The organism is Sphaerisporangium rubeum, from assembly GCF_014207705.1.
Classification (GTDB): Bacteria; Actinomycetota; Actinomycetes; order Streptosporangiales; family Streptosporangiaceae; genus Sphaerisporangium; species Sphaerisporangium rubeum.
The window spans coordinates 1944696-1971071 of record NZ_JACHIU010000001.1 but is presented as its reverse complement, the minus strand read 5'-3'; the positions used below and the strand labels follow the sequence as shown (position 1 = coordinate 1971071).

The following is a 26376-nucleotide window of genomic DNA, read 5'->3' as shown; positions in this document are numbered from 1 at the left end:
CAGCGTGCCAACCACCGCCGCCGTACGCCATCCGGCGGGCAACAGCCCTGAGGTAGGGCTGGCACCACCCTGCGCCATGACGCCAGGCATAGACACGCAGGTGACATGAACACGGGTGACCGGAAGGACGGTGAGAGAACACCGGTGGCACCGGCCGCCTGGTGACAGAAGAACCGGTGAAAGGTTCCAGTCGTGAGACACCGAAGGCACGAGTGGCCAGGGACGGGACGGACGGCGGCGCAGCCGGTCACAGAAGTTCCGGTCACGGGACGCCGACGGCCCGCGTGGCCGGGAACGGACGACGGCGCAGCGGTCGGTGACAGAGATTCCGGTCACGGGACGCCGACGGCCCGCGTGGCCGGGGACGAAGGACGGCGCAGCGGTCGGTGACAGAGATTCCGGTCACGGGACGCCGGGACGGCGAACGGACGGGGACGGACGGCGGCGGCGCGGTGGAGCACCGGCCGTCGTCGTCCCCCGTATGTCGATCTCCCCCTGTGACGGGTTCCGTGTGCACCCTTCTCATCCCCGGAGCGGGTGGTCCGGGGCGGGCCGGCCGTGCGAAGGGCCGGGGTCGCCGCCGGGTACGGGACCCGTCGTCGGATCAGTCGCGGTCGGAGCTGACCGTGGTCTTCTGCACCTGGAGCAGGAACTCCGCGTTGGACTGGGTCTCGCGCATCTTCTCGAGCAGCAGCTCAAGAGCCTGCTGCATGTCGAGTGCGTGCAGGACGCGGCGGAGCTTCCACACGATCTGCAGCTCGTCCTTGGACAGCAGGATCTCTTCCTTGCGGGTGCCGGACGCGTCGACGTCCACCGCGGGGAAGATCCGCTTGTCGGCCAGGGAACGGTTGAGCTTCAGCTCGGCGTTGCCGGTGCCCTTGAACTCCTCGAAGATGACCTCGTCCATCTTGGAGCCGGTCTCGACCAGCGCCGTGGCGAGAATCGTCAGCGAGCCGCCGTTCTCGATGTTGCGCGCCGCGCCGAAGAAGCGCTTCGGCGGGTACAGGGCCGTGGAGTCGACACCACCGGACAGGATGCGTCCGGACGCCGGCGCCGCCAGGTTGTACGCGCGGCCGAGGCGGGTGATGGAGTCGAGCAGCACGACCACGTCGTGACCGAGCTCCACGAGCCGCTTGGCGCGCTCGATGGCGAGTTCGGCGACCGTGGTGTGGTCCTCGGCCGGACGGTCGAAGGTCGAGTGGATGACCTCGCCCTTCACCGACCGCTGCATGTCGGTGACCTCTTCGGGCCGCTCGTCCACGAGGACGACCATGAGGTGGCACTCGGGGTTGTTGCGGGTGATCGCGTTGGCGATCGCCTGCAGCACCATCGTCTTGCCGGCCTTCGGCGGCGACACGATGAGACCACGCTGGCCCTTGCCGATGGGTGCGACCAGGTCGATGATCCGCGTCGTGAGGATGTTGGGGTCGGTCTCCAGGCGCAGCCGCTCCTGCGGGTACAGGGGGGTGAGCTTGCTGAAGTCGGGACGGCCGCGCGACTGCTCGGGGTCCATGCCGTTGACGGTGTCGAGCCGCACGAGAGCGTTGAACTTCTCGCGGCGCTCGCCGTCGCGGGGCTGGCGCACGGCGCCGGTGATGACGTCGCCCTTGCGCAGGCCGTTCCTGCGGATCTGGGCCAGCGACACGTACACGTCGTTGGAACCAGGCAGGTAGCCGCTGGTGCGCACGAACGCGTAGTTGTCGAGGATGTCGAGGATGCCGGCGATCGGGATCAGGACGTCGTCGTCGCCGATCACGGGCTCGTTGCTGTCGAAACGGTCACGGCCGCGGCGGTTGCGCTCCCTGAACCTGCCGCGGCGGCCACGGCGGTCGTCGTCACCCTGAGCGTCCGCACCCTGGTCACGGGACCGGTCCCGCGACTGGTCGCGGCCCTGGTCACGGCCCTGCTCACGGCCCTGGTCACGGCTCTGCTCGCGGCGGTCGCCGGCGTCGGCGGCGCGCTGCTCGGGACGGCTGTTGTCGTTGCGGTTGTCAGGACGGTTGTCGCCCCGCTCACGGCGGTCGCGGCCACGGCGCTCGCCGCGCTCGCGGCGGGACTCGCCACGCTCGGGCCTGGTCTCGGCCTGCGCGGCGGAGACGGCCTCGGGAGCCGCGGAGACGACAGGGGCCTGCTCGGCGATCGGCGCCTCGGCGGCCACGGGCCGCTCGTCACGGACCTCCGCGACGGGCTCGGCGGCCACGGCCGGACGGGAACGCTCCCTGCGGGTACGGGTGGGCCGCTCGACCGGCGTCTCAGCGACGGCCGGCGCGGCAGGCGCCTCGGCGGCGGGGGCAGGAGCGGCGGCGCCGTCGGCGCTCACCCCCTGCTTCTCCTGGATCGCCGCGATGAGCTGGCCCTTGCGCATGCGCCCCGTCCCGCTGATGCCGAGGCTCGACGCCAGAGCCTGAAGCTCGGGGAGCACCATGGCGGACAGGCCGGTGCCGGAGCGACGGCGCGGCCGTGCCGCGGCGCGGGTGGGGGTGTCGCCGGCGACCGGCGCTGCGCCGGTGTCGGAGAGGAGTTCGGTGGTGTCGCTCAACTAAAAGGTCCTTCCCAGGGGTCGGGCGCCGGCCGCGATCAGCCAGGCGTCCCGTTGATGCGACCCGGCGGGACAGACCGGGTCGGGCCGCACGAATTTCTTGGGTGTCGGGAAGCCGGTGCGTCGAACCGGCACGTGGCCGTCACCGTCGAGATTCGCGAGCCGTTGGGGGCCCGGGGGTCGCCCCCCGGCTGGTTACCGCCGCCCAGATGTCGATGTCAGTCGAACGCGCATGTCCCCGAGTACGCCGCTTCTCGACGCGCCAACCGGTTGTGGGCCAAGCGGAGGCGAGGAATTCGGGAAGCCCGCTGCGCGGCCCGGGCCTTACGGCACGGGGCGCCACGCGGCGATGTATGGCTGACAAGCACGCACCCGCAACGGGGGCATCTGGTGCGGCTATCAGCCTAACATCACCAGCGCACACTGCTATTCCTTGAAGGTCGAAGATGCATCAGCGTGTCTCGGGAAACTGAACGCGCGCACCGGAACGGTCGACGTTCAATGGCTGGATATGCCAGTCACTACCCACATCTGACGCGATCGAATCAAGCGAATCACGTGCTTCCGCTGTCGTGAACGCGAGGACGGTCGGTCCCGCACCCGACACGACGGCGGGCACCCCCGCTTCCCGCAACCGTCCCACCAGCTCCGCGGTCCGCGGCATGGCGGGTGCGCGATAAGCCTGGTGCAGGCGGTCTTCGGTGGCGGTGAGGAGCACCCTGCTCTCCGGCCGCTGTGTGAGCGCTGCGATGAGCAGGGCGGCGCGTCCGGCGTTGGCCGCCGCATCGGCGTGCGGCACTTCCTTCGGCAGAAGCCCGCGCGCCTCCTCTGTGGACAGCCGGGTTCTCGGCACGAACACCAGCGGGTGAACGCTTTCGTGCGGGCTCAGGACCAGCTTACCCGGCAATCCGGACAAGTCAGTCCACGCGATAGTAAGCCCCCCAAACAGACACGGCGCGACGTTGTCCGGATGACCTTCGATCTCGGTGGCCAGCGCGTACACGTCGTCATCGGACAGCCCGGGAGCCGCCAGTGCGCGGGCCGCGAGCAGCCCCGCGCAGATCGCCGCGGACGAAGAGCCGAGGCCACGCGCGTGCGGGACACGGTTGCGGCAGCGCAGCCGCACCCCCTTGGGCTGCGGCACCCCGGCCCGGTCGAACGCGGCCCGCATCACGCGGACGATGAGATGGCCCTCGCCGGTGTCGAGCTCCCCGGCCCCCTCACCTTCGATCTCCACCTCGACGGCGTCGCCGAGCGCGGCCTCCACCTCGTCGTACAGACCGAGCGCGAGGCCGAGGGAATCGAACCCCGGGCCGAGGTTCGCGCTGGTCGCGGGCACACGGACGACGACGGACGGGCTTGTTGCCATGCGTTTCCCTCCGCGGAGAAGATGCCGTTCGGCGTCAGGCCAGTTCGAGCGCGCTCGCCGCGGCGAAGGCGTCCACCGGGATGGTCAGCGGCGTCGGAGCGCCGGAGATCGCCCAGTCGGGGTCCTTCAGGCCGTTCCCCGTCACCGTGCACACCACGCGCTGACCGGGACGCAGCATGCCGCGCTCCTGCGCCTGGAGCAGCCCCGCGACGCTCGCCGCGGACGCCAGCTCGACGAACACGCCTTCTTCCTGCGCGAGCAGCTTGTACGCCGCGGCGATCTGCCGGTCGGTGACCGCCTGGATGTCGCCACCTGACTCGTCGCGCGCGGCCTCGGCGAGCTTCCACGAGGCGGGGTTGCCGATGCGGATCGCGGTGGCGATCGTGTGGGGATGGGTCACCGGCGCGCCGCCGACGATCGGCGCGGCGCCGCTGGCCTGGAAGCCGAGCATGCGCGGCGCGCGGGTCGCGCGGCCGTCCGCGGCGTACTCCTTGTAACCCATCCAGTAGGCCGTGATGTTGCCGGCGTTGCCGACCGGTATGCAGTGGATGTCCGGCGCGTCGCCGAGCGCGTCGACGACCTCGAACGCGGCGGTCTTCTGACCCTGCAGGCGGTGCGGGTTGACCGAGTTGACCAGCGCGATCGGGTAGTTCTCCGCGAGCTTGCGCGTCATGTCGAGACAGTCGTCGAACGAGCCGTCGACCTGGATCAGCTTGGCGCCGTGCACGAGCGCCTGCGCCAGCTTGCCCATCGCGATCTTGCCGCGCGGCACGAGGACGGCGCAGGTCAGGCCGGCCCGCACGGCGTACGCCGCGGCGGAGGCGCTGGTGTTGCCGGTGGAGGCGCAGATGACGGCCTTGGCGCCTTCCTCCAGGGCCTTGCTGATGGCCACCGTCATGCCGCGGTCCTTGAAGCTGCCGGTGGGGTTGAGCCCTTCGACCTTCAGGTGGACGTCGCAGCCGGTGAGCGCGGACACGCGCCGGGCCGGGAGCAGCGGCGTGCCACCCTCCAGCAGCGTGACCACCGGCGTCGTCGTGGTGACGGGAAGCCGGTCACGGTACTCCTCGATCAGGCCACGCCACGCCGTCAACATCGCCGCTCCTCCTGCCCCGGCCCTGCTCGCACGGACGGGGATCGTCATGGTTCCGCACGTCACGGCGGCCACGGCGCCGCACAGGGAACCGTCTTCTTCGTGCCGTTCGGATGAGGACGAAAAAGCGCCGTGAAGGCGGCGGCCCTGTGGACGTTCGCGGACACCGCGTATGACAGCGGTATCAGGACACCGAGTCTACGGTGACGCAACGGCGTGGCGCGCGTTCTGTCCACAGGGTGAAATCACATTTGCCCGGCGATCTCGCCGGACCCGGGGCAGCTGTTCCGGCCGCCGGCACGGACCGCTCTCATGAACCTCCCAGGCTGTGCGGCTAGAGTCGTTTCCTCGCTCCGGGAACGGGGAATGCGGATCTCCCGGATTTTTAATCGACCGGCGGGGAAAGGAACCGCCGCGTGGTGCCGAAGGAGACGAGGATCTTCCACCCATGGCAGACACCAACGGGGTCGCGGGCCGGCCGAGGATCCGCCACAACGACTACTCCCCGCTGACCCCGCCGCCGCTCGGCGCCTGGACGCCGTCGCTGACCGTCAGCGTCGTCGTCCCCGCGCACGGCCACCAGGACCGGCTCGACCTCACCCTCGCGTCGCTGGCCGCGCAGACGTACCCGGCGGAGCTCATGGAGGTCGTCGTCGTGGACGACGGCAGCGCGCCGCCGCTGCGCCTCCCCGGGATCCGGCCGCCGGGGACCCGGCTGGTCGCCGCGCCTGCCGGCGGCTGGGGGGCCTCGCACGCGCTGAACACCGGCGTGGCGGCCGCGTCCGGTGACGTCGTGCAGCGGCTGGACGGCGACATGGTGATCTGCCGTGAGCACATCGAGGCCCTGATGCGGTGGCACCACCTCACCGACCAGGTGGTCACCATCGGCGGGAAGGTCTTCGCCGAGGAGCCGCCGCTCACCCCCGGCCAGGTGCACGCGGCCGTCGCCGCCGGGGACCTCGGCTCGCTCTTCGACATGGAACGTGCCGTGCCGAGTTCCACCGAGGCGACGATACGGCGGCTGGACGGGCTGCGGGCCAGCAAGAACCCGTACCACGTGTGCACCGGGCCCACCGTGTCGTTCCGCCGTGCGCTGTTCCACCGTGTCGGCGGTTTCGACCCCGAGGTGCGGCGGGGCCAGGACACCGAGTTCGCGTACCGCCTCGCCATGAGCGGCGCCGTCTTCGTCCCCGACCCCGAGGCGCGCGCCGTGCACCTCGGCCTGCCGGCTCAGCGCGTCGACGGCGACACGATCGTGCGCGTCGTCACCCCCTACCTGGCCCATCGTGTCCCCCTGCGCCGCGACCTGCGCAAGGAGCCCGGCCGCCGCTGGCTCGTGCCGTACGTCGAGGTCGTCCTCGACGCGACCCACGCCACCGAACCCCAGGTCCGCCAGGCCGTCACCGCCGCGCTCACCGGCACCCTCCCCGACGTGCGCGTCACCCTCGTGGCCCCCTGGCCGGGAGACTCCCGCCACCCCGTGCTCGGCGACCCGTCCCTGGAACTGCGCCTCATCCAGGAACACTTCCGCCACGACCCGTCGGTCCACCTCACCACGGCCCCCACCTCAGACCCGGCCCCCGTCCCCTACCGCTACACCGGCCCCGTGGACATCCCCCTGGCCAGGACCACCCTCCAGTCCATGATCAAGGTCGTCACCGAGACCCGAGCCGGCCTCCTGACCACCACCCACCCCGACGGCAGAACCTCCCGCCTCGAACGCACCGACGCCGTGAACCGCGCCAGAGCCCTCACCTCCGGCTCCCTGGACGAGACCATCGAGGAAACCCACGGCACCACCCACCACGCCGCCACCACCTTCTGGCCCCCCAAGAAACAACCCCAGCCGTCCACACCCCCCCAGCAGCACACCCCACCCCCCTCGTCCACCCCCAAGCCCCGCCGCTTCCGCCTCCCCCTCCGAGGCCGCTGACCACCCCCACCCGACTGCGGCACCACCCCCTCCCGCACCACCCCGTGCGCTTTTCGGCGCCGGCGCGGCCGGACGCGGTACGGCGAATCCGGCGCCACCGTACGGCGGCCGACCGGCCGCTACGGCAGCGGTTGCGCGTCCCCGGGACGGCGGGGAAGGCGTACGGAGATGCGCTTGATGACGGTACGGATGCGGCTGGACTTCAAGGCGCCGATCTCGCGGCGCAACGTGCCGACCTCGCGACGAAGGTCGACAGCCGACTTGCGCCACCTGGCCGACTCGTCCCGCCACTTGGCGATCTGGCCGCGTAGCCGCTCGGTCTCCTTGGTCAGCCTGGCGATCTCGGCCTCGGCCTCGAGACGCGACCGATAAGCCGCACGGCGACCCTTGATCGGCGCGGCGGACCCGGCCGGCACGAACCCCCAGGTCTCCCCGTCCATCCACAAACTCCCGAAGACGTCGTCCACGACATCGTCAAGATCACCGGACGTGATGATCGACGCTCGCGAGAAGGCGGCACACCGCTCCAGACGCGCCGTGACCAGCCCCTCAGGTGACTCGGCCAGCAGCACACTCACCAGCCCGTGACCGTCGTCCACAGCGAGATCGAGCAGCCGCGCCAGGGTGTCCTCCCCCGGCACCCACCCCGCCGGCAGGCACAACCGGAACGGCGCACCCCGCGACGCCGCCGACTCGACCAGCCGAACCCGTCCCTCATACGCGTAGTGCCCCCGCACGAGCACCAGATCGAGCGCCGGATCCTTCAACGGCGCACGCCGCTCAGCGGCGAGCCCCTCCCACGGTCCCACGACCAGCACCGACACATCAGGCACCGTCCCCGCGAGCACCGCGTCCACCGTGGCCCGCGTGTCCTCGTACCCGGCGGCCTCGACCACCACCTCCAGGTACGGCACCTTCCACTGCCGCGCCGGATGCCCCCGCAACCACCGGTACGCCGGCACCCGGTCGGCGACCGTCGCGTGACTCACCCGGTCGATCGGCTTCTTGTCCCGCATCCGCATGGAAGGACCGAGGTGATATCCGCGCGCCAGCGGCTCAGGCACGAACACCGCGCCGGCCTGCCCCAGCCGGTACCCCATCTCGGTGTCCTGCCCCAGCACGAGGTCCACGTCCATGGGCCCGGCCCGGTCGAGCAGCACCCGCCCCACCGACGTGGCCCCACCCACGTGCAGGCTGAAAGCCCTCCCGGCCGCCTCGGTGAGCCCGTTGGTGCGGTTCACCAGCTCGACCAGCCACTCATGCGGCTCGGCGGGCTCGAACAGCTCCGCGAGGTCCCCGGCCGACGCCACCACCTCAGGGGACGGAAACGCGGCGGTGGTGAACCGCAGATAGCCGGTCACCACCAGGTACGGCGCGGTGTGGTGCCACCGCATGTGCGCCTCGACCTCATGCCGATCGGGGATCACGTCGGCGTCCAGCCAGTGCACGACGTCCCCCGTGGACGCCGCGAGCCCCGCGTTGCGCGCGTCGGCCCGTCCCGGTGTGGCGCAGGTTATCAGCCGCGTCCCGGCAGGCCGGATCTCCGGCAGGCGCAGCGCCGGATCGCTGCCGTTGTCCACCACGACGACCTCGGTCAGCTCCGCCGGGTACGTCTGCGCGGCGAGCCCCGCGAGCACCAGATCGAGCGCCTCCTGGCCGTTGTAGGCGGGGATGACCACGCTGACCCGCGACGTGGGGGTGAAGCCGCCGAGCGCCGGCGGGTCGAGCACGGTGTAGTCGTTGCCACGGACCCGCGGCACGGCGGCGGCGTCACGTGCGGTCGAGCCGGAAGGCGCCACGGCACCGGAATCGCCGGACGAGCCGGCGAGAACGCGAGAGGTCATGAGGCTTCCAGGATCCGGCTCGGACGGAAGCCGCGCCACTGGTTGGTCGCGACCCGCAGGAAGTGCGCGAGGGGAAGGCGCCACGTGTGGTCCTCGGCGAGTGAGCGGCGCAGCACGTACCCGAGGCCCTGCGAACGGTAGATCCGCGCGCCGGCGGCGTGCGCGTTCTTGAGGAACGTGGAGTCCACCCCTCGGACGACCCCCTCGAACCCCCCGACGTCCTGGTACCGCTCGCGGGACACGAAGATCGTCCCCCCGGCCACGTGGTCGGAGAACACCTCGCTGGTGTAGTCGGTCCGCCGCACCGTCAGGTCCAGCGGCTCCAGGTAGAAGAACTCTGCCGCCGTCCCCACGATGTCGGCCCCGGAGTACTCGCGCGCCAGCGCCATGTCGGCGATGTGCTCGGGCGAGTACCAGTCGTCGTCGTCCCACTTGGCCAGATCGTCCCCAGAGGCGCGCGCGGTGACGTCCCGCAGCACTTCCCCGAACGGCGTCGCGGCGTCCGCCTCGACGACGGTCAGCGGCCGCGGGAAGCCCGCAAGCGCCGCTCGCACCTCAGGATGCGAGGCCGTCACCCCGTGCAGCCCCAGCAGCAGCTCGACGTCCACGTGCCGCTGCCGCGCGATCTGCTCCAGCGCGCCGGCCAGCAGATAGGACCGCTTGCTGCACATCACCACGCTCACCGAGCGCGCGACCGGCCGACGCGACGCGTGCCGCCGCAGCCGCACGCTGTGCTCCTCGCGCCGCAGATCACGCACCGACCGCACCGAGGGGTCCGCAAGGGAGGGACCCCACGACGTCAGCAGACCCGAGAGCTCGGCGTCCGCTTCCTTCACCCACGCCGGCACCTCGTCCGCGTACAGCGGCACCCCCGCCGCGGCGAGCCGGAGCATTGTGTCGAGCACGGTGTCGAGCACCGCGTGCCGGTCGGCGGGCCACCGCACCCGCAGACCTTCGTACGGCCGGAGCCGCACCACGTCCGCCGAGGTGAGCGGCGGTTCGACGACCTCACCGGCCACCACGGGCCGGCCGCCGTCGAAGGCGAGATCGGCCGGTGCCGCCGCCGGCGTCCGTACATAGCCGAGCGGTGCGGGGTCACCCTCTGCCAACGTCCAACCCTCCCGGAACCAGGGTCATGCCGGGACAGACCGTACACGTCCCGTACAGATCAGGGGGTCTCATCCCCTTCCACCCGCATGACGCTCGGCACGCCGCGCACGATGTCGAGCTCGCGCAGACCTTCGATGGTCGCCGTCAGCGCGGCGTCGGTGGCCCGGTGGGTGACGAGGACGAGCTGCGCGTCCTGGCCCCGGCCCTCCTGGCGCACGGTCTGGATGGAGACGTCCTGCTTGGCGAACATGTCGGCCACGCGGGCCAGCACACCGGGTTTGTCGTCCACGTCGAGGGAGACGTGGCAGCGGGTGACGGTCTCCCCCATGGGGTGGACCGGCAGGTCGGCGTACGTGGACTCCTGGGGGCCGTGCGTGCCGGCGATGCGGTTGCGCGCCACGGCGACGAGGTCGCCGAGGACGGCGGACGCCGTCGGCGCGCCGCCGGCCCCCTTGCCGTAGAACATGAGCTGGCCGCCGGACTCGGCCTCGACGAACACCGCGTTGTACGCCTCCCGCACCCCGGCCAGCGGGTGGCTGCGCGGGATCATCGCGGGGTGCACCCGCACGCCGACCGAGCGGCCGTCGTCCGAACGCGCGCAGATCGCCAGCAGCTTGATGACGTACCCCATGGCCTTGGCACTGGCGACGTCGGTGGCGGTGATCTCGGTGATGCCTTCGCGGTGCACATCGGCGGCGGTCACACGGCTGTGGAACGCCAGCCCGGCGAGGATCGCGGCCTTGGCGGCGGCGTCGAAGCCCTCGACGTCGGCCGTGGGGTCGGCCTCGGCGTACCCGAGGGCCTGGGCCTCCTCGAGCGCGTCGGTGAACGACGCGCCGGTGGAGTCCATCTTGTCGAGGATGTAGTTGGTGGTGCCGTTGACGATGCCGAGCACGCGGTGCACGCGGTCACCCGCCAGCGACTCGCGCAGCGGACGCAGCAGCGGGATGGCCCCCGCCACACTGGCCTCGTAGTACAGGTCGGTGCCGTGCCGCTTGGCCGCGCCGTGCACGGTGGCGCCGTCCTCGGCGAGCAGGGCCTTGTTGGCGGTGACCACCGACTTGCCGCCGCCGAGCGCCGACAGGATCAGGCCGCGCGCGGGCTCGATGCCGCCGATCACCTCGATCACGATGTCGACGTCGTCCCTGGTCACCAGGCCTTCGGCGTCGGTGGTGAGCAGCGCGGGGTCCACGTCGCCGTCGCGTTTGCGCGCGAGGCGCCGCACCGCCACCCCGGCGAGCTCCAGCGGCGCGCCGATGCGTGCGGCGAGGTCGTCGGCCTGCTCGTGCATCAGGCGCACGACCTGCGAGCCGACGACGCCGCAGCCGAGGAGCGCGACCCTCAGCGGCGCGTCGGGGTCACGGGTCTTCTCGTGCCGGCCGCGGCCGGTCGCGGGGGAGGTCTCGGCGGGTTTCACACTTGTCCCCTCAGCAGATCGTCCTCGGTCTCCCTGTGCATGATCACACGCGCCTTGCCGTCCCGGACCGCGACGACCGCCGGCTTCGGCAGGTAGTTGTAGTTGTGCGCCAGCGACCGGCAGTACGCGCCGGTGGCAGGGACGGCGAGCAGGTCACCCGGCGCGAGGTCGGCCGGCAGCCACACGTCGCGGACCACGATGTCACCGCTCTCGCAGTGCTTGCCGACGACCCGCGACAAGGCCGGTGGCGCGTCGCTGACCCGCGAGGCGAGCACGCAGGTGTAGTCGGCGCCGTACAGCGCGGTGCGCAGGTTGTCGCTCATGCCGCCGTCCACGCTGACGTACGAGCGGATGCCCTCGACGTCCTTGACCGTGCCGACCTCGTACACCGTGACGCCGCCGGGCCCTGAGATGGCGCGGCCCGGCTCCACGGTGAGACGAGGGACCGGCAGGCCCGCGTCGGTGCAGATGCGCGCCACGATCTGGCGCAGGGAGTCGGCGACGACCTTGATGTCCGGCGCGTCGTCACCCTCGACGTACGCGATGCCGTACCCGCCGCCGAGGTCGAGCTCCGGCAGCACGACGCCGTGCTCGTCCTTGATCTGGGTGAGCAGGACGGCGAGCCGGCGGGCCGCGACCTCGAAGCCGGCCGTGTCGAAGATCTGGGACCCGATGTGGGAGTGCAGGCCGACCAGTTCGAGCTGCGGCAGGGCCAGCACCCGGCGCACCGCCTCGGCCGCGGCGCCGCTGTTCAGCGACAGGCCGAACTTCTGGTCGTCGTGCGCGGTGGCGATGAACTCGTGGGTGTGGGCCTCGACGCCGGTGGTGATGCGCAGCTGCACCTTGGCCCGCACATCGAGCCGCTCGGCGATGTACCCGACCCTGGCGATCTCGTCGAACGAGTCCACCACGATGCGGCCGACCCCCGCACGCAGCGCGCGCTCAAGCTCGGCGTACGACTTGTTGTTGCCGTGCAGCGCGATGCGCTCGGCCGGGAACCCGACGCTCAGCGCGACGGCCAGCTCGCCGCCGCTGCACACGTCCAGTCCGAGCCCTTCCTGGTCGACCCAGCGGGCCACCTCTTTGCACAGGAAGGCCTTGCCGGCGTAGTAGACGTCGTCATCGGGGAACGCCGACCGGTAGTCACGGCACCGGGACCGGAAATCGTCCTCGTCCAGGACGTACAACGGCGTCCCGTACTCCCGCGCCAGATCCCTGACGTCCACCCCCGCGACCGTGACGGCCCCGTCCACCCGTGCGGACGTTCGCGGCCAAATAGCGGGAATGAGCACATTGAGATCGCTGGGAGCCTGAGGCGGCCTGTCTTCCGGCAGCACCTCGGCATGCCGGTCCCCGGCAGGATGGGCGAATCGACTCACCCGAACGAGGCTATCCGACCCCCTGATCCCCCCGCGCCCGATGACCACCCTGCGAGACGCCACCCCGGAAGATCTTCACGCCACGGATGACAGCGGCGTCCTCTTTGCCAATGAATGACCGTTTCATATCCTCTCCGGGGGCGTCACCCCCAATGCGGCCATACCTTCCCCCAGCACCCGCCGCACCGCCCGGGCCATCCCCACCCGCGCCACATGGACGACGGACGCCGCCTCGTCCCCCCGCGGCAGCGCGGAGGCACGCTCGAACGCGTCGTGGTAGGCCCCCGCCAGCCGCTCCAGGTACGCCGCCCCCACCTCACCCTTCTCCCGCCGGCTGAACACCTCCCCCAGCACGCGCAGGACCCGCCGGTCCGCCGCACCGTCCAGCGCATGGCCGGGGAACCCCTCCCCCACCCCGGTCCCGGCCCGCTCCACCCCGAGATCGCGGGCCCACCGCCCCACCGCTCCGGCCCGCACGTACGCGTACCGCACCACGAACCCGGGGTTGTCCCAGGTACGCGGATGGTCGGCCCACTCCGGGCCGCGCACGCCGCCCCCGAGGTCTCCCGGCGCGCACAGGACCTCCCGCACCAGATCCCCCGGCACCGCGACCTCGATCACCAGGAGCCCGTTCGCCCGCACCTCGGCCCCCGCGACCCCCTCCACCCGCGCGGCGTCCTCCGCCGAGCCCCGGCCCCCGGGCACCATGAACGCCGCCCTGCGCTCCCATGCCCCCAACGGCACCGGAACAGCCCCGAGCAATGCCGACAGGTCCCCCACAAGCACCCACGAAGCGTAGCCGGGTCCCGCGGATGATCGCCTCGGTCAGGGCCGGGTCAGCGCCATGGCGATGATCCGCGGAGCCACCATGGCCGCGCCCGAGGGGCTGAAGTGCACCTCGTCCTCACGAATCCGCTCGCCCCCGACCCGGTTCGGGCACGGCGGGCCGGCCGGGCAGACCTCGTGTCCCAGATCCATGATCGTGACATCCCCCAGGTGTCTTCCCGCCCATGTCGTGTACAAGCGGCGCAGGTGTTCCGTCGTCACGAACGGGCGGTCGCATCCCACAGGATCGAGGTTGAACTCCCCGCCGCAGGTGGAGTCGGCGGATCCTGTGGGGCTCCATGCCGGGAGCAGAAGCACAACGTGCGCGCCTCCGCGCACCAGGCGTCCGAGAGCGGCGTCCCAGTCCGAGAACCTCTGTTCTCGCCAGGCGGCGGAACCAGCACGAAGCGTACGGTCGCCCACGCGTACGTCGGTGCGGTCACGGACGCTGTGCCAGAGGATCACCCGAGGGTGGTAGCCGCTGACGAGTTCGTCCTGCAGTCGTGGGGTGCGTTCGGCGCAGACGGCCGCGCTGGAGAAGGGGTGGCCGGTCTCGTCGAGCAAAAGGGACGCTCCTATGCCGCAGCCCGGCCGAGCCGCGGAGACCAGGGTGTGACCGTGCTTCACGGACTCCTTCGCGAGGGCCTCCTGGAGACTCGCCGCGATCGAGTCACCCACCAGGCCGATGACCGGCAGCCGAGGATCCGCCCCGCGGGGCACGATGAGCCCTTCGCTCTGCTTGACGTAGCCGGGCTCGGGCTCGGCGTTCACCGTTGTGGCGAAGGCGGTCACGCAAAGGACCAGGACCGTCGCCCCCGCCAGGGTGAATGTCCGCCTGGCATCGAGCCGGTGACCCCTGACGACTCCACTCCTGATCGGCTTCTCGATGAGGTGGTAGGAGGCGATGCTCACCCCGAGCGCGATCGTGATTCGCGTGACAAGCAGCAGGGGGCCGGTCAGGCGTGTGCTCTCCGGCGTCAGAACGACGATCACCGGCCAGTGCCAGAGATACAGGCCGTAGGAGATCTCGCCGACAGCGACCGGCGCACGGCGGGACAGGAGCCATGCGGTGACTCCGGAGCCCGGACTGATCGTCAGGCCCGCCACCAGCGCGGCGGACGCCGCGCAGACCGCGACGGACCCCCCGTGGTAGTAGAAGGCCCCCCGGTCGTCGATCAGGAAGAAGCACGCGACCAGGGCCGCGGCACCCGCGAGCGCCATCGGTCGCGCGAACGCCGTATGCCGGCCGCCGGACGGTCGCAGGAGCAGCGCCACACCGGCACCGGTGAGCAGTTCATGAAGCCGGGTGAAGGTGCTGTAGTACGCGCGGGACGGGTCGGCCTCGTCGAAGAGCACGGCGAGGGACACCACCGACCCGATGAAGACGGCGCACGACGAGACGAGAACCAGCGCCTCGCCCCGCGCGGGGAATCGCCGGATCGCCAGGAACACCGCCATCACCATGATCGGGAAGACCAGGTAGAACTGTTCCTCGATGGCCAGCGACCACAGGTGCCGCAACGGAGAGGGGGCCTGGAACTCGCTGAAGTAGGACCGTCCCTCGATCACGAACTGCCAGTTCGTCACATAGAGGAGAGACGAGATCAAGTCGCGGCGCAAGGGCAGCTGCTGCTCGGCGGGCCGGGTGGCGGCGTACACGGAGACCACGGCGAGCAGTGTCAGCACCGCCGGCAGGAGCCGCCGGGCACGCCTTGACCAGAACCCCGTCAGGCTGATCCGGCCGGTGGCGTCCAGCTCTCTCAGCAGGAGCCGGGTGATGAGGAAGCCGGAAAGGACGAAGAAGACGTCGACCCCGAGAAAGCCGCCGGGTAGCCATGGCGCGCCGAGGTGGTAGACGAGCACCGCCGTGACGGCGAGCGCGCGCACCCCCTCAAGTGGCGCGATCCGCTCCGGCACAGCGGTGGTCGTGTCCCCCGGCACCCGCTGCTCCCTCCCTTCTCGGTGACGGGAAGATCGGCCGGCCCTCCCGCTCTCAGTCGGCGTGCGGACGCCAGCGCATGGCCGTACGGGAGGCGCTCAGGCCGCCGAGAAGCCCGGTGATCGCCGCGAAGGCGGCCGCGCTCACCGCCACGGCGAACAGGATGCCCCAGGAGAACGAGCCGCTCCGGGTCAGCGAGATGAAGAACTGTCCCTGCCAGAGGGCCACCAGCGTGCCCGCCGCCGCGACCAGCGCCAGCGGCAGCGACAGGTTCCACACGCCGAGCAGGACGAACACGCCACGACGGTCGGTCTGCACGGCCAGCGGCGCGAGGCCGGCACCGAAGATCAGGAACTCGGCCGCGGAGCTGATCATGACGGCCAGCAGCAGGACGGCGAGGCCCGCCGTGGCGAACAGGACCGTCCAGTTCCCGTAGCGGGCGGTGGTCTGCGCGCCGACCAGCCAGATCTGGCCGAGACGTTCCACCGAAGGGCGGTCCAGCGCCGCGTAGGCGGCCCTCTTCACCTGGCCCTGTCCCAGGGACGGGGCCCCGGCGAGCACCACCAGTCGCTGCGGCCGATCGCCAGGGGCGGCCACAGGAGCGGCGCGCACCTCCAGTGGACGGTCGTTGCCCGTCCAGCGGTTCAGTTCGTCCAGGCGAGCGTCACCCGTCGGGAAGGACAGAGGCGTGGAGGAGGCGGAGCAGGTGAGTTTCAGCTCACGGAGCACCGGACACGGCGCGCGGAGCACCTGCGGGCGCATCTCCGGCGGGAGTTCCTCGGTCCCGGGGCCGGACGAGGGCGACGCGTCCAGGGCCAGCACCTGGTACCCCGCGGGCAGCGCGCCGGTGAACGAACGCACCCGCCTGTCGGTGAGCGAGGGCGACCCCACGATCAGCACGCTGTCACCGACCCGCTCCTCGGCCGCCTGGGCCTCCATCCCCATCGAGCCCAGCCAGCTCGTCCATACCTGGACCTGCGTGATGAGCCCCATGCCTATGACGACGGCGACCGACAGCCTGACGATCACTCCGGGGCGGGCGGTGATCCAGCGGCCGGCCACGAGCGCGGCGGCCCACCCCCGCGCACGGCCGAGCCGGGCGAGCCGCGAGCCGAACAGGCGGATGAGGACGGCCACCACGGAGGGCACCGTGGCCCAGAGCAGCAACGAACCGGCCATGTAGAGGAAGAACCGGGTGAGGCCGGCCCAGTACGGGCTCGCCGCGACCAGGGCCAGCCCTCCGCCGCACACGGCGAGCCGCCAGCGGGGGATGGGGCGGGCGAACACGGTGGGACGGGTCGCCCTGCCGCTCCGGTCGACCCGGTGCAGCAGCAGGACGGCCCCCAGCACCAGGCCGAAGCACGCCACGGCCGCCGGGGCCACCGCCCAAGCCATCGACCGCATGTCCTCGGCCCCGAGGAGGTACCCGGTGATCGGGAGCCTGGTGTCGCCGATCATCACGACCGCGAACGCCAGTGCTCCCGCGGCCGTTCCGAGGGCGACGGGCAGCGCCGCCTCGCCCACGGTGAACAACGCCCGATGCCCCCAACCGGCGCCCAGCGCGGTCAGCAGCGCGTTGCGCCGGTCGCGGCCGGTCGAACCGGACCGGGCGGCGACCACGACGAGCGCGGCAGAGGGACCTCCGAGGACGACGAGCAGCACGGTGAGGAACTGGGCCAGGGGCGCCACGTCGAGGACCTCGCCGAGCGTCCCGGGGGTCTCGGTGCCGAAACCGGTGATCTTCACCCAGCGGCGCGTGTCCCACGGGTCGACGCGAGCCGGTCGGGCGTAGGCGAATCGCTCGTCGGCCGAGCCCAGCCCTTCGGGGGCGATGAGGCCCGCGTACCGCCCGTACCGCTCCTTTATCTGCTCCCCGGAGCCGAGCCTGAGCAACTCGGGGGACAAGAAGAACTCTCCGGGTTCCGGCCAGCGCGGGAGACCGGGCGGCGGTGGGGCGGACTCTTCCAGGGGTTCGACGAACTGCACCTCGTGCGGGAGGTTCCCGACGTTGTCGCCCTGTGTCAGCACCATGGCGACCGCTCCGGGTCCCTCGGTGAGACGAGGGTTGCGATGCGCGTTCCGGCCGTCGCGGCCGGCATAGACGCCGACCATGGCCAACGCCGCCATCACGGTCACGGTGACCATGCTCCCCGCGAGCAGCAACGCGAAGAAGCGCAACCGGTTGCCCGGGGCGCGCCGGCCCGCGGCCCGGCCCATGCGGAGGAGCTGCCGCGACAGCCGCCTCCCCTGGTGGCGGCGGCCTGGATGCACGTCTGTGCCGGGGGTCATGCGTGCGCCTCGGCGAGTTGTCCCATGTCGAGCCGCATGAGCCGGTCGGCCCGGTCGGCGACCGCGGGATCGTGGGTCACGACCACGAGCGCGCAGCCGCGCCGGGCCGGCAAGGAGAACAGCAGGTCGGCCACCGACTCGCGGGAGGTGCGGTCGAGCGATCCCGTCGGCTCGTCGGCCAGCAGCACCGCCGGCTCGGTGATCAACGCCCGCGCCACGGCGGTCCGCTGGCGTTCCCCGCCGGACAGAAGACCGGTCGAGGTGCCCTCCAAGGGGACGCCGAGCTCGCCGAGGAGGTCCTCGGCGGCGGCGAACGCGCGCCTGTGATCGCGCCCGGCGAGCATGGCGGCCAACGCCACGTTCTCGACGGGTGACAGCTCGGGGAGAAGCTCACCGAACTGGAACACCACGCCGAGATGGGTCCGGCGATGAGCCGCGAGTGCCCGCCCGCGCATGCGCGTGATGTCCTGCCCCGCGACCCGGATCGCCCCCTCGTCCGGCTTGACGAGACCGAGGACGCTCATCAGCAACGTGGTCTTGCCGCTTCCGCTCGGCCCTGTGACGGCGACCGAATTCCCCGGCTCCACGGTGAGGTCTATTCCGTCCAGAACGAGGCGTCCGCCCGCCGAGTGCCTTAATCCCTCGATCCGCAGGGCCGCGCGGTCCTCCGTGATCACAGCTTGCGTCCTCCATGCTCGTCATAGGAAATACGGTCTCCCCTTACCATGCCCCCGGCCGGCCGAAATTCGAGCTCACACGGCCGGCCGGAGTATGGTGTTCGTAAACCTACGACACGAATGCCGGTCTATTCGCGAATCGGGGAGACCTAGTTGTAGACCCAGCCGCTGAGCTCGTCCGGGCCGGTCCGCGTCACGCCGACACGGTGCCGGTTGATGTACGAGCCCGCGCCGGTCGTGACCACGGTTCCCGTGCCTCCCGTGTTGTTGACGTTCAGCTGACTGGAGCTGCCGGTGCGGAAGTAGTTTCCGTAAACGTCGTTGGCGCCGTTCTCGTTCCTGACGCTGAGCTTCGTCTCACTGCTGACGGTCCAGCCGGTGACTTTGCCACTGATGCTCGCCGTCGCCGCGAAGGCCCCGGTCACGGGGACCAGCGCGCTCGCCGCCAGCAGGCCGCCCAGGATTACAGCGATGGGGCGTGGGTTCATCGGGGATATCTCCTTTATCCGTGCATGGGCCGGAGAATTCTGTGGAAACTCCGGCGGGCCATGTCTGATAGGAGAGATCCTGACGTAGTCGTGTATGGATATCGCATGCTCAACGCATATCGAAAACCTCGGCCGATATCGTTCACCCGCGGCCTCCTTCAGGTGCGAAACGTCACGGTCCTGCGATTCGCGCTTCTTGCTGGGGTGTCACGCGGTGAACCGCTCCGCCGGGAAGTGGCCGAACCGGCGGACGGCCTCGTCGTCCCTCCGCAGGACCGCGGTGTGCAACTGGCGCAGGGCGGAGGAGACGTCAAGCCCGAGTTCGTCGCTCAACGTCCTCGTGGCCTGGTCCCAGGCACGGATCGCCCCCGCCACGTCGCCGCCGAGGTAGGACGCGCGGATCAGGTGCGCCCACGCCGCCTCCCTGAAAGGGGCGACCGCGAGGATCTCGCGGATGTCCGGGATCAGATCGGTCGTGCGGCCCATGGTGAGGCGTGCGCCTACGAGCCGTTCGCGGACGGTGATCCACAACTCGTCGAAGGTGTGGAAACGAGCCTTCAGATGAAGGGACGCGGTGCATCCCTGACCGATCGGGCCCTGCCACAGCGAGAGCGCACGCTCAAGGGTGGACTCTCCGGCGCGGAGTGAGCCGGAGCGCATTTCGGCCAGGCCCAGAGCGGCAAGCCGCCTGAAGGAGGCCGTGTCGACCTCATGGGTTTCGGCCAGCAACCGGTAACCACCACCTCCTCCGCGCAGTGTCGTCAGTCGCTCGCGTAAACCCACGAGACCCAGCTGGGTGCGTAATCGTGCTATGTACAGGCGAAGATTCGTCCGCGCCGACTCCGGAGGGTCGTCCCAAAGAGACGTCAGAAGATTGTCACCGGCGACCGAGCGCCCCTCCTCCAGCAGAAGGGCCGCGAGCACTCCCCGGACCGGTGCCGACTCGATCGTGATCGAGACGCCCTCGACTTCGACCTGGACGTGTCCCGACAAACGAAAAATCATTGATGGCCTTTTCTCTGCAGCCGGTCACCACCGTTCACATGGTGTACGCGTACGGATATCAGGCAGGCCGCCCAGCAGGCAGCCCGGATCGGAGCACATAGGGCCCTCGCCATCAACTCGGGTTTGTTGATGAGATTGACTCGACTATATGGAGGGCCACGACGCGCCGTCAACAACATAATAGACGGCCCGGCGAGCACGTGCCATTATTGAGCAAATTCGCCGATGATGCCCGCGGATTATCAATTCCTGGAACTTCTCGCGATCGAAATTCCTCATGCCACACAATCGACGCGAACAAATATGTCCGGCGCGCTGGACACGCACATCGCCGGCCGACCGGAGGCGACTGACGCCCGCCGCCGACGTGCCCTGGTGGCGGGCCGTGCAGGCCCCCACCAGTGATCGTCTCTAGCGGTTCAGGAGCTTGGCCTCGACGGCCGGGTCCAGGCCGACGGTGGGGCGGTCGGGACGTCGGGGGGCCTGACCGCCGATGGACTTCAGCCAGGTCCAGGTGTCCTCGATGGTCTCGGTCACCGGACGGCAGCGAAGGCCGGAGGCGAGGACCTTGGAGACGTCGGACCGGTGGAGGGAGTCGTGGTCCTCGCCCGGGGGGACCCAGATGGGGAGGTCGGTCCAGGGCTGGACGCCTGCGGCGAGGATGGGCTCGGGGGGAGTCCAGCGGAGTTCGGCGTCGGAGCCGGTGACGCGGACGCACTCCTGGAGGATCTGAGCCATGGTGGCGTGCTCGGGAGGACTGACCATGTCGTAGGGGCCGCCGAGGCCGCGTTCGGCGGCGTCGAGGCTCCACTCGGCGAGGTCGCGCGCGTCGATGAACTGGATGCCGAGGTTCTCCGGGCCCGGAGCGAGGACGGGGCCGCCTTTGGCGATGCGGGTGAGCCACCAGGGGAGCCGGCCGATGTTCTCGTACGGCCCGAGGATCAGACCCGCACGGACGAACACCGCGCGGTCCCCGAAGACCTCCTCCGCGGCCAGCTCGCCACCACGCTTGGCGCGCGCGTAATCCTCGTACTCCTCATCGTCGGACGACGCCTCCACCACCGGCGCGTCCTCGTTGGCTCCTCGCGGCGTCGGCCAGGCGTACGCCGACCGGCTCGACACGTACACGTACGAGGACGCTCGTCCCTCAAGGGCCCGCGCCGAGTCCCGCACCGCCGACGGAGCCCAGGACCACGTGTCCACCACGAAGTCCCACTCACCTCCGGCGAGCCCGTCGAGCCCTCCCGGCGCCGTCCGATCCCCGACGACCCTGGTGACCCCCTCCGGCACGGCCTTGTTCCCCCGATTGAGAACCGTCACCTCCCACCCTCTCCCGACCGCCGCCTCCACGACCGACCGCCCGACGAACTCCGTCCCACCCAGCACCAGAAGTCTCATGACCCCACCCTGCCCCCACCCCGTCCCGGCCCGTAACCACCGCAAGCCGAGAGCGGAATCGCCGAGAGCGTAGAACGCACCGGTCAGACCGCCTCGCCGTCCTTGAGCCCGGCGACGAACGCGGCCCACCCATCGCAACCGACCGCGATGACCGGACCACCGGGGTTCTTGCTGTCCCGCAGTGCCCTTGTGCCGCCGGCGAGGTATGCGACCTCTACGCAGTCCTGATTCGCGCTGGCGGAGCTCTTCCGCCAGACCGGCCGGGGGGAATCGGTACCGGACATCAAGGGTCTCCTTTAGAGATCGCCATAACTATGCGCCAGTTCCGCGATGAGGCGACCTGATTCATCCGGGTCAAGCGCCTTGGCGCGAAGATGGTCGAATGCCAACGTATACCGATATACGTCGACTTCCTTCTCCACGTACAGACTCCCGGTGAGATTGTCGAGGTATACGACGTCCGTATCGGCCTGATCCGGGAACTCCATGATCGAGAACGCTCCGGACGTCGCCGAGTGCGCTCCAGCTGTGAAAGGCAGCACCTGAATGGTCACGTTCGGCGCTTCGGCAGCAGCGAGGATGTGCTTGAGCTGCGCGTTCATCACCGCAGGATTACCCACGACACGGCGCAAAGCTGCCTCGTCGAGTATGACCCACAGCTTCAACGGCACGGTTCGGGACAACAATTCTCGCCGCGTCATCCTGACCTTGATCCGCCGCTCCACCTCTCCCGGAGGACTGATGACCAAGGTGTTTCGGATGACCGAACGTGCGTAATCCTCGACCTGCAGCAACCCGGGAACGATGTCCGCAGCGAAGCTCCGTATCGCCGACGCCTCCGCCTCAAGACCGATGTACGTCGCGTAGTCCGCAGGCAGATCTCCGAACGCCTGCCACCACCCTTTCTTTTGCGCGTCTCGCGCAAGTTCCATGACTTCGTCGAACTGCATAGGACTCACCTCGTAGAGCCCCACGATCCGGCCGACATCCTGCGGAGTGACCCCCACTTTGCAGGTCTCGATGCGCGAAACCTTCGATATCGACCACCCGAGTCGCGCAGCGACCTGATCCAGGGTGAGATCAGCTTGTTCGCGCATCCGCCGCAACTCCGAAGCCAATCTCCGCCGCCGGACGGTCGGGCTACCCGTCGTCTGCATCTAGTGATCCCTCTCCACCACTCGGTCATGTCTGACTCGGACGACATGAAGGACATATGCCGTGCAATTTGTTGATGCGGTTGCACCGCACTATCCCTAAGCGTAATGCTACGAGCACGCTCAGTACACAGAAGTGATCTGATCGAGTCCTTGCAAGTTGCAGCTCATACCAAAGGAGCCCCGATGACCTTGCCGTCTGACGGAGTGCGTGCCGCAGTGCTGGAGATCCCACACGACGCGGCGGCCATCAGCGGAGCCCGCGACCAGGTGAAGGAGGTGCTGCGTGCCTGGCAGATCACGGAGTTGACTGACGATGTCCTACTGGTCGTCGGCGAATTGCTCGGGAACGCCGTCCGCCACGGCGCGCCTCCTATCCGGGTATCGCTGTGGGGGACGCCGCGGGACTTCTGCGTCCGCGTCACCGACCAGGGAGCGGAGATGCCTCGGCTCCTCCACCTGGACACCGAGGCGGTGCACCGCCGGGGCCTCGCCATCGTCGCGGCGCTCGCCGACGAGTACGGAGTCAACCCCCTTCCCGGCGGGACGGGTAAGACCGTCTGGGCCAAGTGGAAGCGGATCTCCGTCACTGCGCTGCACGCCGGGAAGCCGTGAGCGGACGGCCGGGGTGGGTCAGGCGTCTACGCGGGTGCAGCCGGGGCCAGGACGTTCGGCGGTGGCGATCAGGTCGTCGAGGCGTGCGCGTGCGGTGAGGAGGTCGGTGATCTGGCGGTTGATGCGGGTGCGTTCGGCGGTCAGGCCTTTCAGGAGGGCCGGGGTGATCTTTCCTGAGTCGATGCAGGGGAGGATCTGGCGGATGGTTCTGCTGGCGAGGCCGGCGGCGTAGAGCTGCTGGATGAGGTGGACCCTGGGGACCACGGGAGCATCGTACTGGCGCTGGCCGCCGGGGGTGCGGGTGGAGGTGATGAGGGACTGTTCCTCGTAGTAGCGCAGGGAGCGGACGCTCACTCCGGACTTCTCAGCCACCTCGCCGATGCGCATGTGAGGGAACCTCCGGGACAGGACTTGCAGCTGACGTCAGTGTCAGGTTCTAGCGTAGCCGAGGCAGGTCAGCCGAGACGGGTACGGAGGTTCCCTTATGAAGATCGCCAACTCGGTCGCGTTCGTCACCGGCGCCAACAGGGGTATCGGTCGGCATATCGCCGCGCAGCTCGTGGAGCGCGGAGCGGCCAAGGTGTACGCGGCGGCGCGGGTGCCTGAGCGGGTCGACATCGACGGGGTGGAGGCGGTGCGGGTCGACGTCACCGATCCGGAGTCGGTCGCGGCGGCGGCTGCGACAGCGGGGGACGTGACGTTGCTGGTCAACAACGCGGGGGTGCTGACCGGGGCCAATCTGGTGACGGGGGACATGGACCAGATCAGGCTGGAGATGGACACGCACTTCTACGGGACGCTCAGCGTGGTGCGGGCCTTCGCGCCGGTGCTGAAGGCCAACAGGCCCGGTGCGATCGTGAACATCCTTTCCGCGCTCTCGTGGTTCTCCTATGACGGCGCCAACGCGTACGCCGCGGCCAAGGCGGCGGCGTGGAGTCTGACGAACGGGGTCAGGCTGGAGCTCGCGGGACAGGGGACGCAGGTGACCGGGGTGCATCTCGGGGTCGCGGACACCGACATGAGCAGGGGTCAGGAGGGGGAGAAGATGGATCCGGCTCTGGTCGCGCGGGCCGCGCTCGACGGGGTCGAGGCGGGGAGTCTCGAAGTCGTCGCCGACGACTGGAGCGCCATGATCAAGGCGACGCTCGCGGACGACCCGGCCCGGTTCTATGGACCGGCGCTGAGATGAGGGTGAGCCGTGGACCGGCCGGACCACGGCCTCACCCTGAGGGCCGGTTTCCGGCCCTCAGGGTGAAGGGGCTCGGTCCGGCGGTCAGATGAGGGCCAGGGGCTCTGCTGGGAGGTGGCCGAGGAGTTCGGCGGAGGTGAGGAGGGTGGGGGTGGTGGGGCGGTGCTGGATGTAGGAGTAGGGGTCGGTGGAGTAGACGCGGATGCCGTCGGTGCGGCATTGGCGCATCAGGGGGGTGTCCCAGTCTTCTGAGAGGTCGGGGATGCCGAGGGACTGGAGGGTCTGGCGGCGGGCCAGGATGGTGGCGCCGGTCACTTCGGGGAGATGGCGGTGGGACGCGGCGGGCTGGCGGAGGAGGGTCGCGCCGGTTTCCTTGATGTGGAGGTAGTAGGACGCTTTGCCGATTATCTCGGCGTCGACGGTGGTGCTGTGGCGGAGCAGGTCGGACAGGTAGTGCTCGCCGTAGGTGTCGCGGGGGTCGAGGACGGCCACCAGGTCGCCGTCGGCGAGGCGGAGGGCTCGGTCGAGGGCCGCGCCTCGGGTGGGGGGTGCGGCGTGTGCGCCGGTTCTGGTGGTTTCGCGGACCACGAGGTCGCCGTGGTGGACGGTGCGCAGGGCCTTGTCCACCACGGAGGCGTCGAGGCCGTCGGCCACGGCGACGAGCTGGCCGGGGGACAGGTGCTGGGTTTTGAGGGTCCTGAGCAGTGCGTCCAGGTCGGGCTGGCCGGAGATGGCGACGATGGCGGTGAGGGACGCGGTGGCGCGGACGGAGGGAACGCCGATCCAGTCGAGGATGGGGTCGAGCAGGGGGGTGACGGGGACGGCGTCGCGCCAGGCGCGGTGGCCGGCCGCGGCGGCGTCCGGGGGGACGGTGAACGTGGGGTCGTCCGGGGGGACGGGGGCCGGGACCACGGTGATGGGGGTGGCGCAGGCGGCGACCTCGAGGAGGGTGCGGGGGTCGGCGTCGGGGGCGGCGACGGCGAGGGACACCGAGCGGTAGGCGGTGAGGATGTCGTCGTAGGTGGCCTTGCCGGTGATCAAAGGCTGCCGGCCGGGGCCCGGGTCGCCTTGGACGGGGGTGCCGAGGAGGCCGACGCCGGAGCGGTCGCCGGCGGCGGCGACGGGGTTGTGGACACGCGGTTGCACGGCGTGCGGGAGGACGGCCACGCGGTCGTGGCGCAGGGCCGCGCGCCATTCGCGTGCGCGGGGCTCCGAGGTGACGAGGACGTGGTCGAAGTACGACGCCATGGGGACGGCGGCGGACACCGGGCCGCCGGAGTGCCAGAAGACGGTGCGGATGCCTCGGCGGCCGCACTCCTCGATCAGGTCGCGCAGGCCGCGTTCACGGCCGGCGAGTTCCGCAAGCCATCGGCCGCCGTTGCCTTGCAGGGGTCCGGCCTGGACGGACTCCACGAACAGCAGGTGGGGACGGTGTTCGTCCAGCATCGTGCGCCAGTTGTCCGGTCCGAAGTTCGTGACCTGCCGCCACTCGTAGCGGAACAGGGCCTCAGAACGCCGGTCCACGATGGCGGCCACGGTGAGGTACGGCCGGGCCAGCGGGCCCTTCGGCACGACGAAGCCTTCAGCGAGCGGCGTGGACAGCGCGGGACCGGTGGTGGCGGGCTCGGCGGGGGCCACCGGCTCGGGTTCGACGGCGGGTGGCGCGGGGTCGAAGTCGGAGCGTCGCGGCGCGGACGGTTTGCGGGCCGGCGCGCGCAGGGTGCGGGCCACCTCGGTGGGGTTCTTGGTGTGGATGGCGTCGCCGAGCTTGGACCACTTGCTGCCCTGCACCGAGTCGAGCTTCCACTGCGCGACGGCCGTCTGGTACCGCTGCTCGGCGAGTTGCTTGGCGAGTCGCGCGACCTGCTTCTCGACGGTGCGCAGCCGCGCCTCGGCCTCCTTGGCGCGGGTGACGGCCTCGGCCTCCGACTCGGCGGCTCTGGCGAGCCGTTCCTGGTAGTCGGCCAGCAGACGGGTCAGTTCCGCCGCTACCGAGGCCGCGGCGACCGCCGCGCGGAGCGCCTCGCGCGTGCTTTCCAGCTCTTCCATGCCTTCACCATGTACCGCCACGTCGAGCAAGAATAATCCCAGATCCCTGCTGACCACCTCGAACCAT

The 26376-nt window shown here is 70.4% G+C and carries 21 protein-coding genes and 1 pseudogene; 3 read left to right on the top strand and 19 right to left on the bottom strand.

Annotation, left to right across the window (positions count from 1 at the left end):
• Positions 1-604 precede the first annotated feature (604 nt).
• From rho to thrC, 3 genes are all read right to left on the bottom strand, one after another.
• Positions 605-2539, bottom strand: coding sequence for a transcription termination factor Rho (rho, locus tag BJ992_RS08355; RefSeq protein ID WP_184979338.1), 1935 nt, complete (start codon positions 2537-2539; stop codon positions 605-607).
• Between the two features lie 451 nt (positions 2540-2990).
• Entirely contained in the window at positions 2991-3908 is a 918-nt protein-coding gene (thrB, locus tag BJ992_RS08350; RefSeq protein WP_184979337.1) for a homoserine kinase, read from the bottom strand.
• A gap of 34 nt (positions 3909-3942) precedes the next feature.
• Positions 3943-5001: a threonine synthase gene (gene thrC / locus BJ992_RS08345; protein ID WP_184979336.1), complete on the bottom strand. Its 1059-nt coding sequence runs from the start codon at positions 4999-5001 to the stop codon at positions 3943-3945.
• A 445-nt stretch (positions 5002-5446) separates the two neighbouring features.
• On the opposite strand from thrC, the gene BJ992_RS08340 reads away from it, so the two are divergent.
• The gene (locus tag BJ992_RS08340) at positions 5447-6931 is read left to right on the top strand and encodes a glycosyltransferase (protein WP_184979335.1); all 1485 of its coding nucleotides are present in this window, start codon (positions 5447-5449) and stop codon (positions 6929-6931) included.
• 119 nt (positions 6932-7050) lie between these two features.
• On the opposite strand, the gene BJ992_RS08335 is transcribed toward BJ992_RS08340, so the two are convergent.
• From BJ992_RS08335 to BJ992_RS08275, 14 genes and pseudogenes are all read right to left on the bottom strand, one after another.
• Positions 7051-8775: a glycosyltransferase gene (locus BJ992_RS08335; protein ID WP_184979334.1), complete on the bottom strand. Its 1725-nt coding sequence runs from the start codon at positions 8773-8775 to the stop codon at positions 7051-7053.
• Positions 8772-9884: a family 2 glycosyl transferase gene (locus tag BJ992_RS08330; protein WP_184979333.1), complete on the bottom strand. Its 1113-nt coding sequence runs from the start codon at positions 9882-9884 to the stop codon at positions 8772-8774. Before BJ992_RS08330 ends, BJ992_RS08335 begins: the two co-directional genes overlap by 4 nt.
• A 59-nt stretch (positions 9885-9943) precedes the next feature.
• Positions 9944-11230, bottom strand: coding sequence for a homoserine dehydrogenase (locus BJ992_RS08325; RefSeq protein WP_184987753.1), 1287 nt, complete (start codon positions 11228-11230; stop codon positions 9944-9946).
• A gap of 68 nt (positions 11231-11298) precedes the next feature.
• The gene (gene lysA, locus BJ992_RS08320) at positions 11299-12681 is read right to left on the bottom strand and encodes a diaminopimelate decarboxylase (RefSeq protein WP_184979332.1); all 1383 of its coding nucleotides are present in this window, start codon (positions 12679-12681) and stop codon (positions 11299-11301) included.
• Positions 12682-12804: 123 nt separating this feature from the next.
• Positions 12805-13467: a DALR anticodon-binding domain-containing protein gene (locus BJ992_RS08315; protein ID WP_343072557.1), complete on the bottom strand. Its 663-nt coding sequence runs from the start codon at positions 13465-13467 to the stop codon at positions 12805-12807.
• A gap of 39 nt (positions 13468-13506) precedes the next feature.
• Positions 13507-15447 carry an acyltransferase family protein gene (locus tag BJ992_RS34195; RefSeq protein WP_184979331.1) on the bottom strand — a complete coding sequence of 647 codons (1941 nt, stop codon included), beginning with the start codon at positions 15445-15447 and terminating at the stop codon, positions 13507-13509.
• A gap of 52 nt (positions 15448-15499) precedes the next feature.
• A complete protein-coding gene (locus tag BJ992_RS08305; protein ID WP_184979330.1) occupies positions 15500-17734 on the bottom strand; it encodes a permease in 2235 nt (744 codons plus the stop codon).
• Positions 17731-18411 carry an ABC transporter ATP-binding protein gene (locus BJ992_RS08300; protein ID WP_343072556.1) on the bottom strand — a complete coding sequence of 227 codons (681 nt, stop codon included), beginning with the start codon at positions 18409-18411 and terminating at the stop codon, positions 17731-17733. The genes BJ992_RS08305 and BJ992_RS08300 overlap by 4 nt, the downstream gene beginning before the upstream one ends.
• 149 nt (positions 18412-18560) lie before the next feature.
• Positions 18561-18899, bottom strand: a complete 339-nt coding sequence (locus tag BJ992_RS08295) for a hypothetical protein (RefSeq protein ID WP_184979329.1) — start codon at positions 18897-18899, stop codon at positions 18561-18563.
• 207 nt (positions 18900-19106) lie between these two features.
• On the bottom strand, positions 19107-19628 hold the full coding sequence (locus BJ992_RS08290; protein WP_246496559.1) for an AfsR/SARP family transcriptional regulator: 522 nt from the start codon (positions 19626-19628) through the stop codon (positions 19107-19109).
• A 24-nt stretch (positions 19629-19652) separates the two neighbouring features.
• Positions 19653-19904: pseudogene (locus BJ992_RS34520) on the bottom strand (AfsR/SARP family transcriptional regulator); the annotation flags it as partial.
• Positions 19905-20315: 411 nt separating this feature from the next.
• Complete coding sequence (locus BJ992_RS08285; RefSeq protein WP_184979327.1) at positions 20316-21302, bottom strand: NAD-dependent epimerase/dehydratase family protein; 987 nt, start codon at positions 21300-21302, stop codon at positions 20316-20318.
• An 83-nt stretch (positions 21303-21385) separates the two neighbouring features.
• A complete protein-coding gene (locus tag BJ992_RS08280; protein ID WP_184979326.1) occupies positions 21386-21586 on the bottom strand; it encodes a DUF397 domain-containing protein in 201 nt (66 codons plus the stop codon).
• Positions 21587-21598: 12 nt separating this feature from the next.
• Positions 21599-22459 (bottom strand): helix-turn-helix domain-containing protein, encoded by an 861-nt coding sequence (locus BJ992_RS08275; protein ID WP_184979325.1) that lies wholly within the window; start codon positions 22457-22459, stop codon positions 21599-21601.
• 183 nt (positions 22460-22642) lie between these two features.
• On the opposite strand from BJ992_RS08275, the gene BJ992_RS08270 reads away from it, so the two are divergent.
• On the top strand, positions 22643-23071 hold the full coding sequence (locus BJ992_RS08270) for an ATP-binding protein (protein ID WP_184979324.1): 429 nt from the start codon (positions 22643-22645) through the stop codon (positions 23069-23071).
• A gap of 18 nt (positions 23072-23089) precedes the next feature.
• Here BJ992_RS08270 and BJ992_RS08265 read toward each other — a convergent pair whose 3' ends face one another.
• Positions 23090-23458 carry a MerR family transcriptional regulator gene (locus BJ992_RS08265; protein ID WP_184979323.1) on the bottom strand — a complete coding sequence of 123 codons (369 nt, stop codon included), beginning with the start codon at positions 23456-23458 and terminating at the stop codon, positions 23090-23092.
• Between the two features lie 97 nt (positions 23459-23555).
• On the opposite strand from BJ992_RS08265, the gene BJ992_RS08260 reads away from it, so the two are divergent.
• On the top strand, positions 23556-24260 hold the full coding sequence (locus tag BJ992_RS08260; RefSeq protein ID WP_184979322.1) for an SDR family oxidoreductase: 705 nt from the start codon (positions 23556-23558) through the stop codon (positions 24258-24260).
• Positions 24261-24344: 84 nt separating this feature from the next.
• Here the strand turns inward: BJ992_RS08260 and BJ992_RS08255 are convergent, their stop codons facing one another.
• Positions 24345-26309: a hypothetical protein gene (locus BJ992_RS08255; RefSeq protein ID WP_184979321.1), complete on the bottom strand. Its 1965-nt coding sequence runs from the start codon at positions 26307-26309 to the stop codon at positions 24345-24347.
• Positions 26310-26376 lie beyond the last annotated feature (67 nt).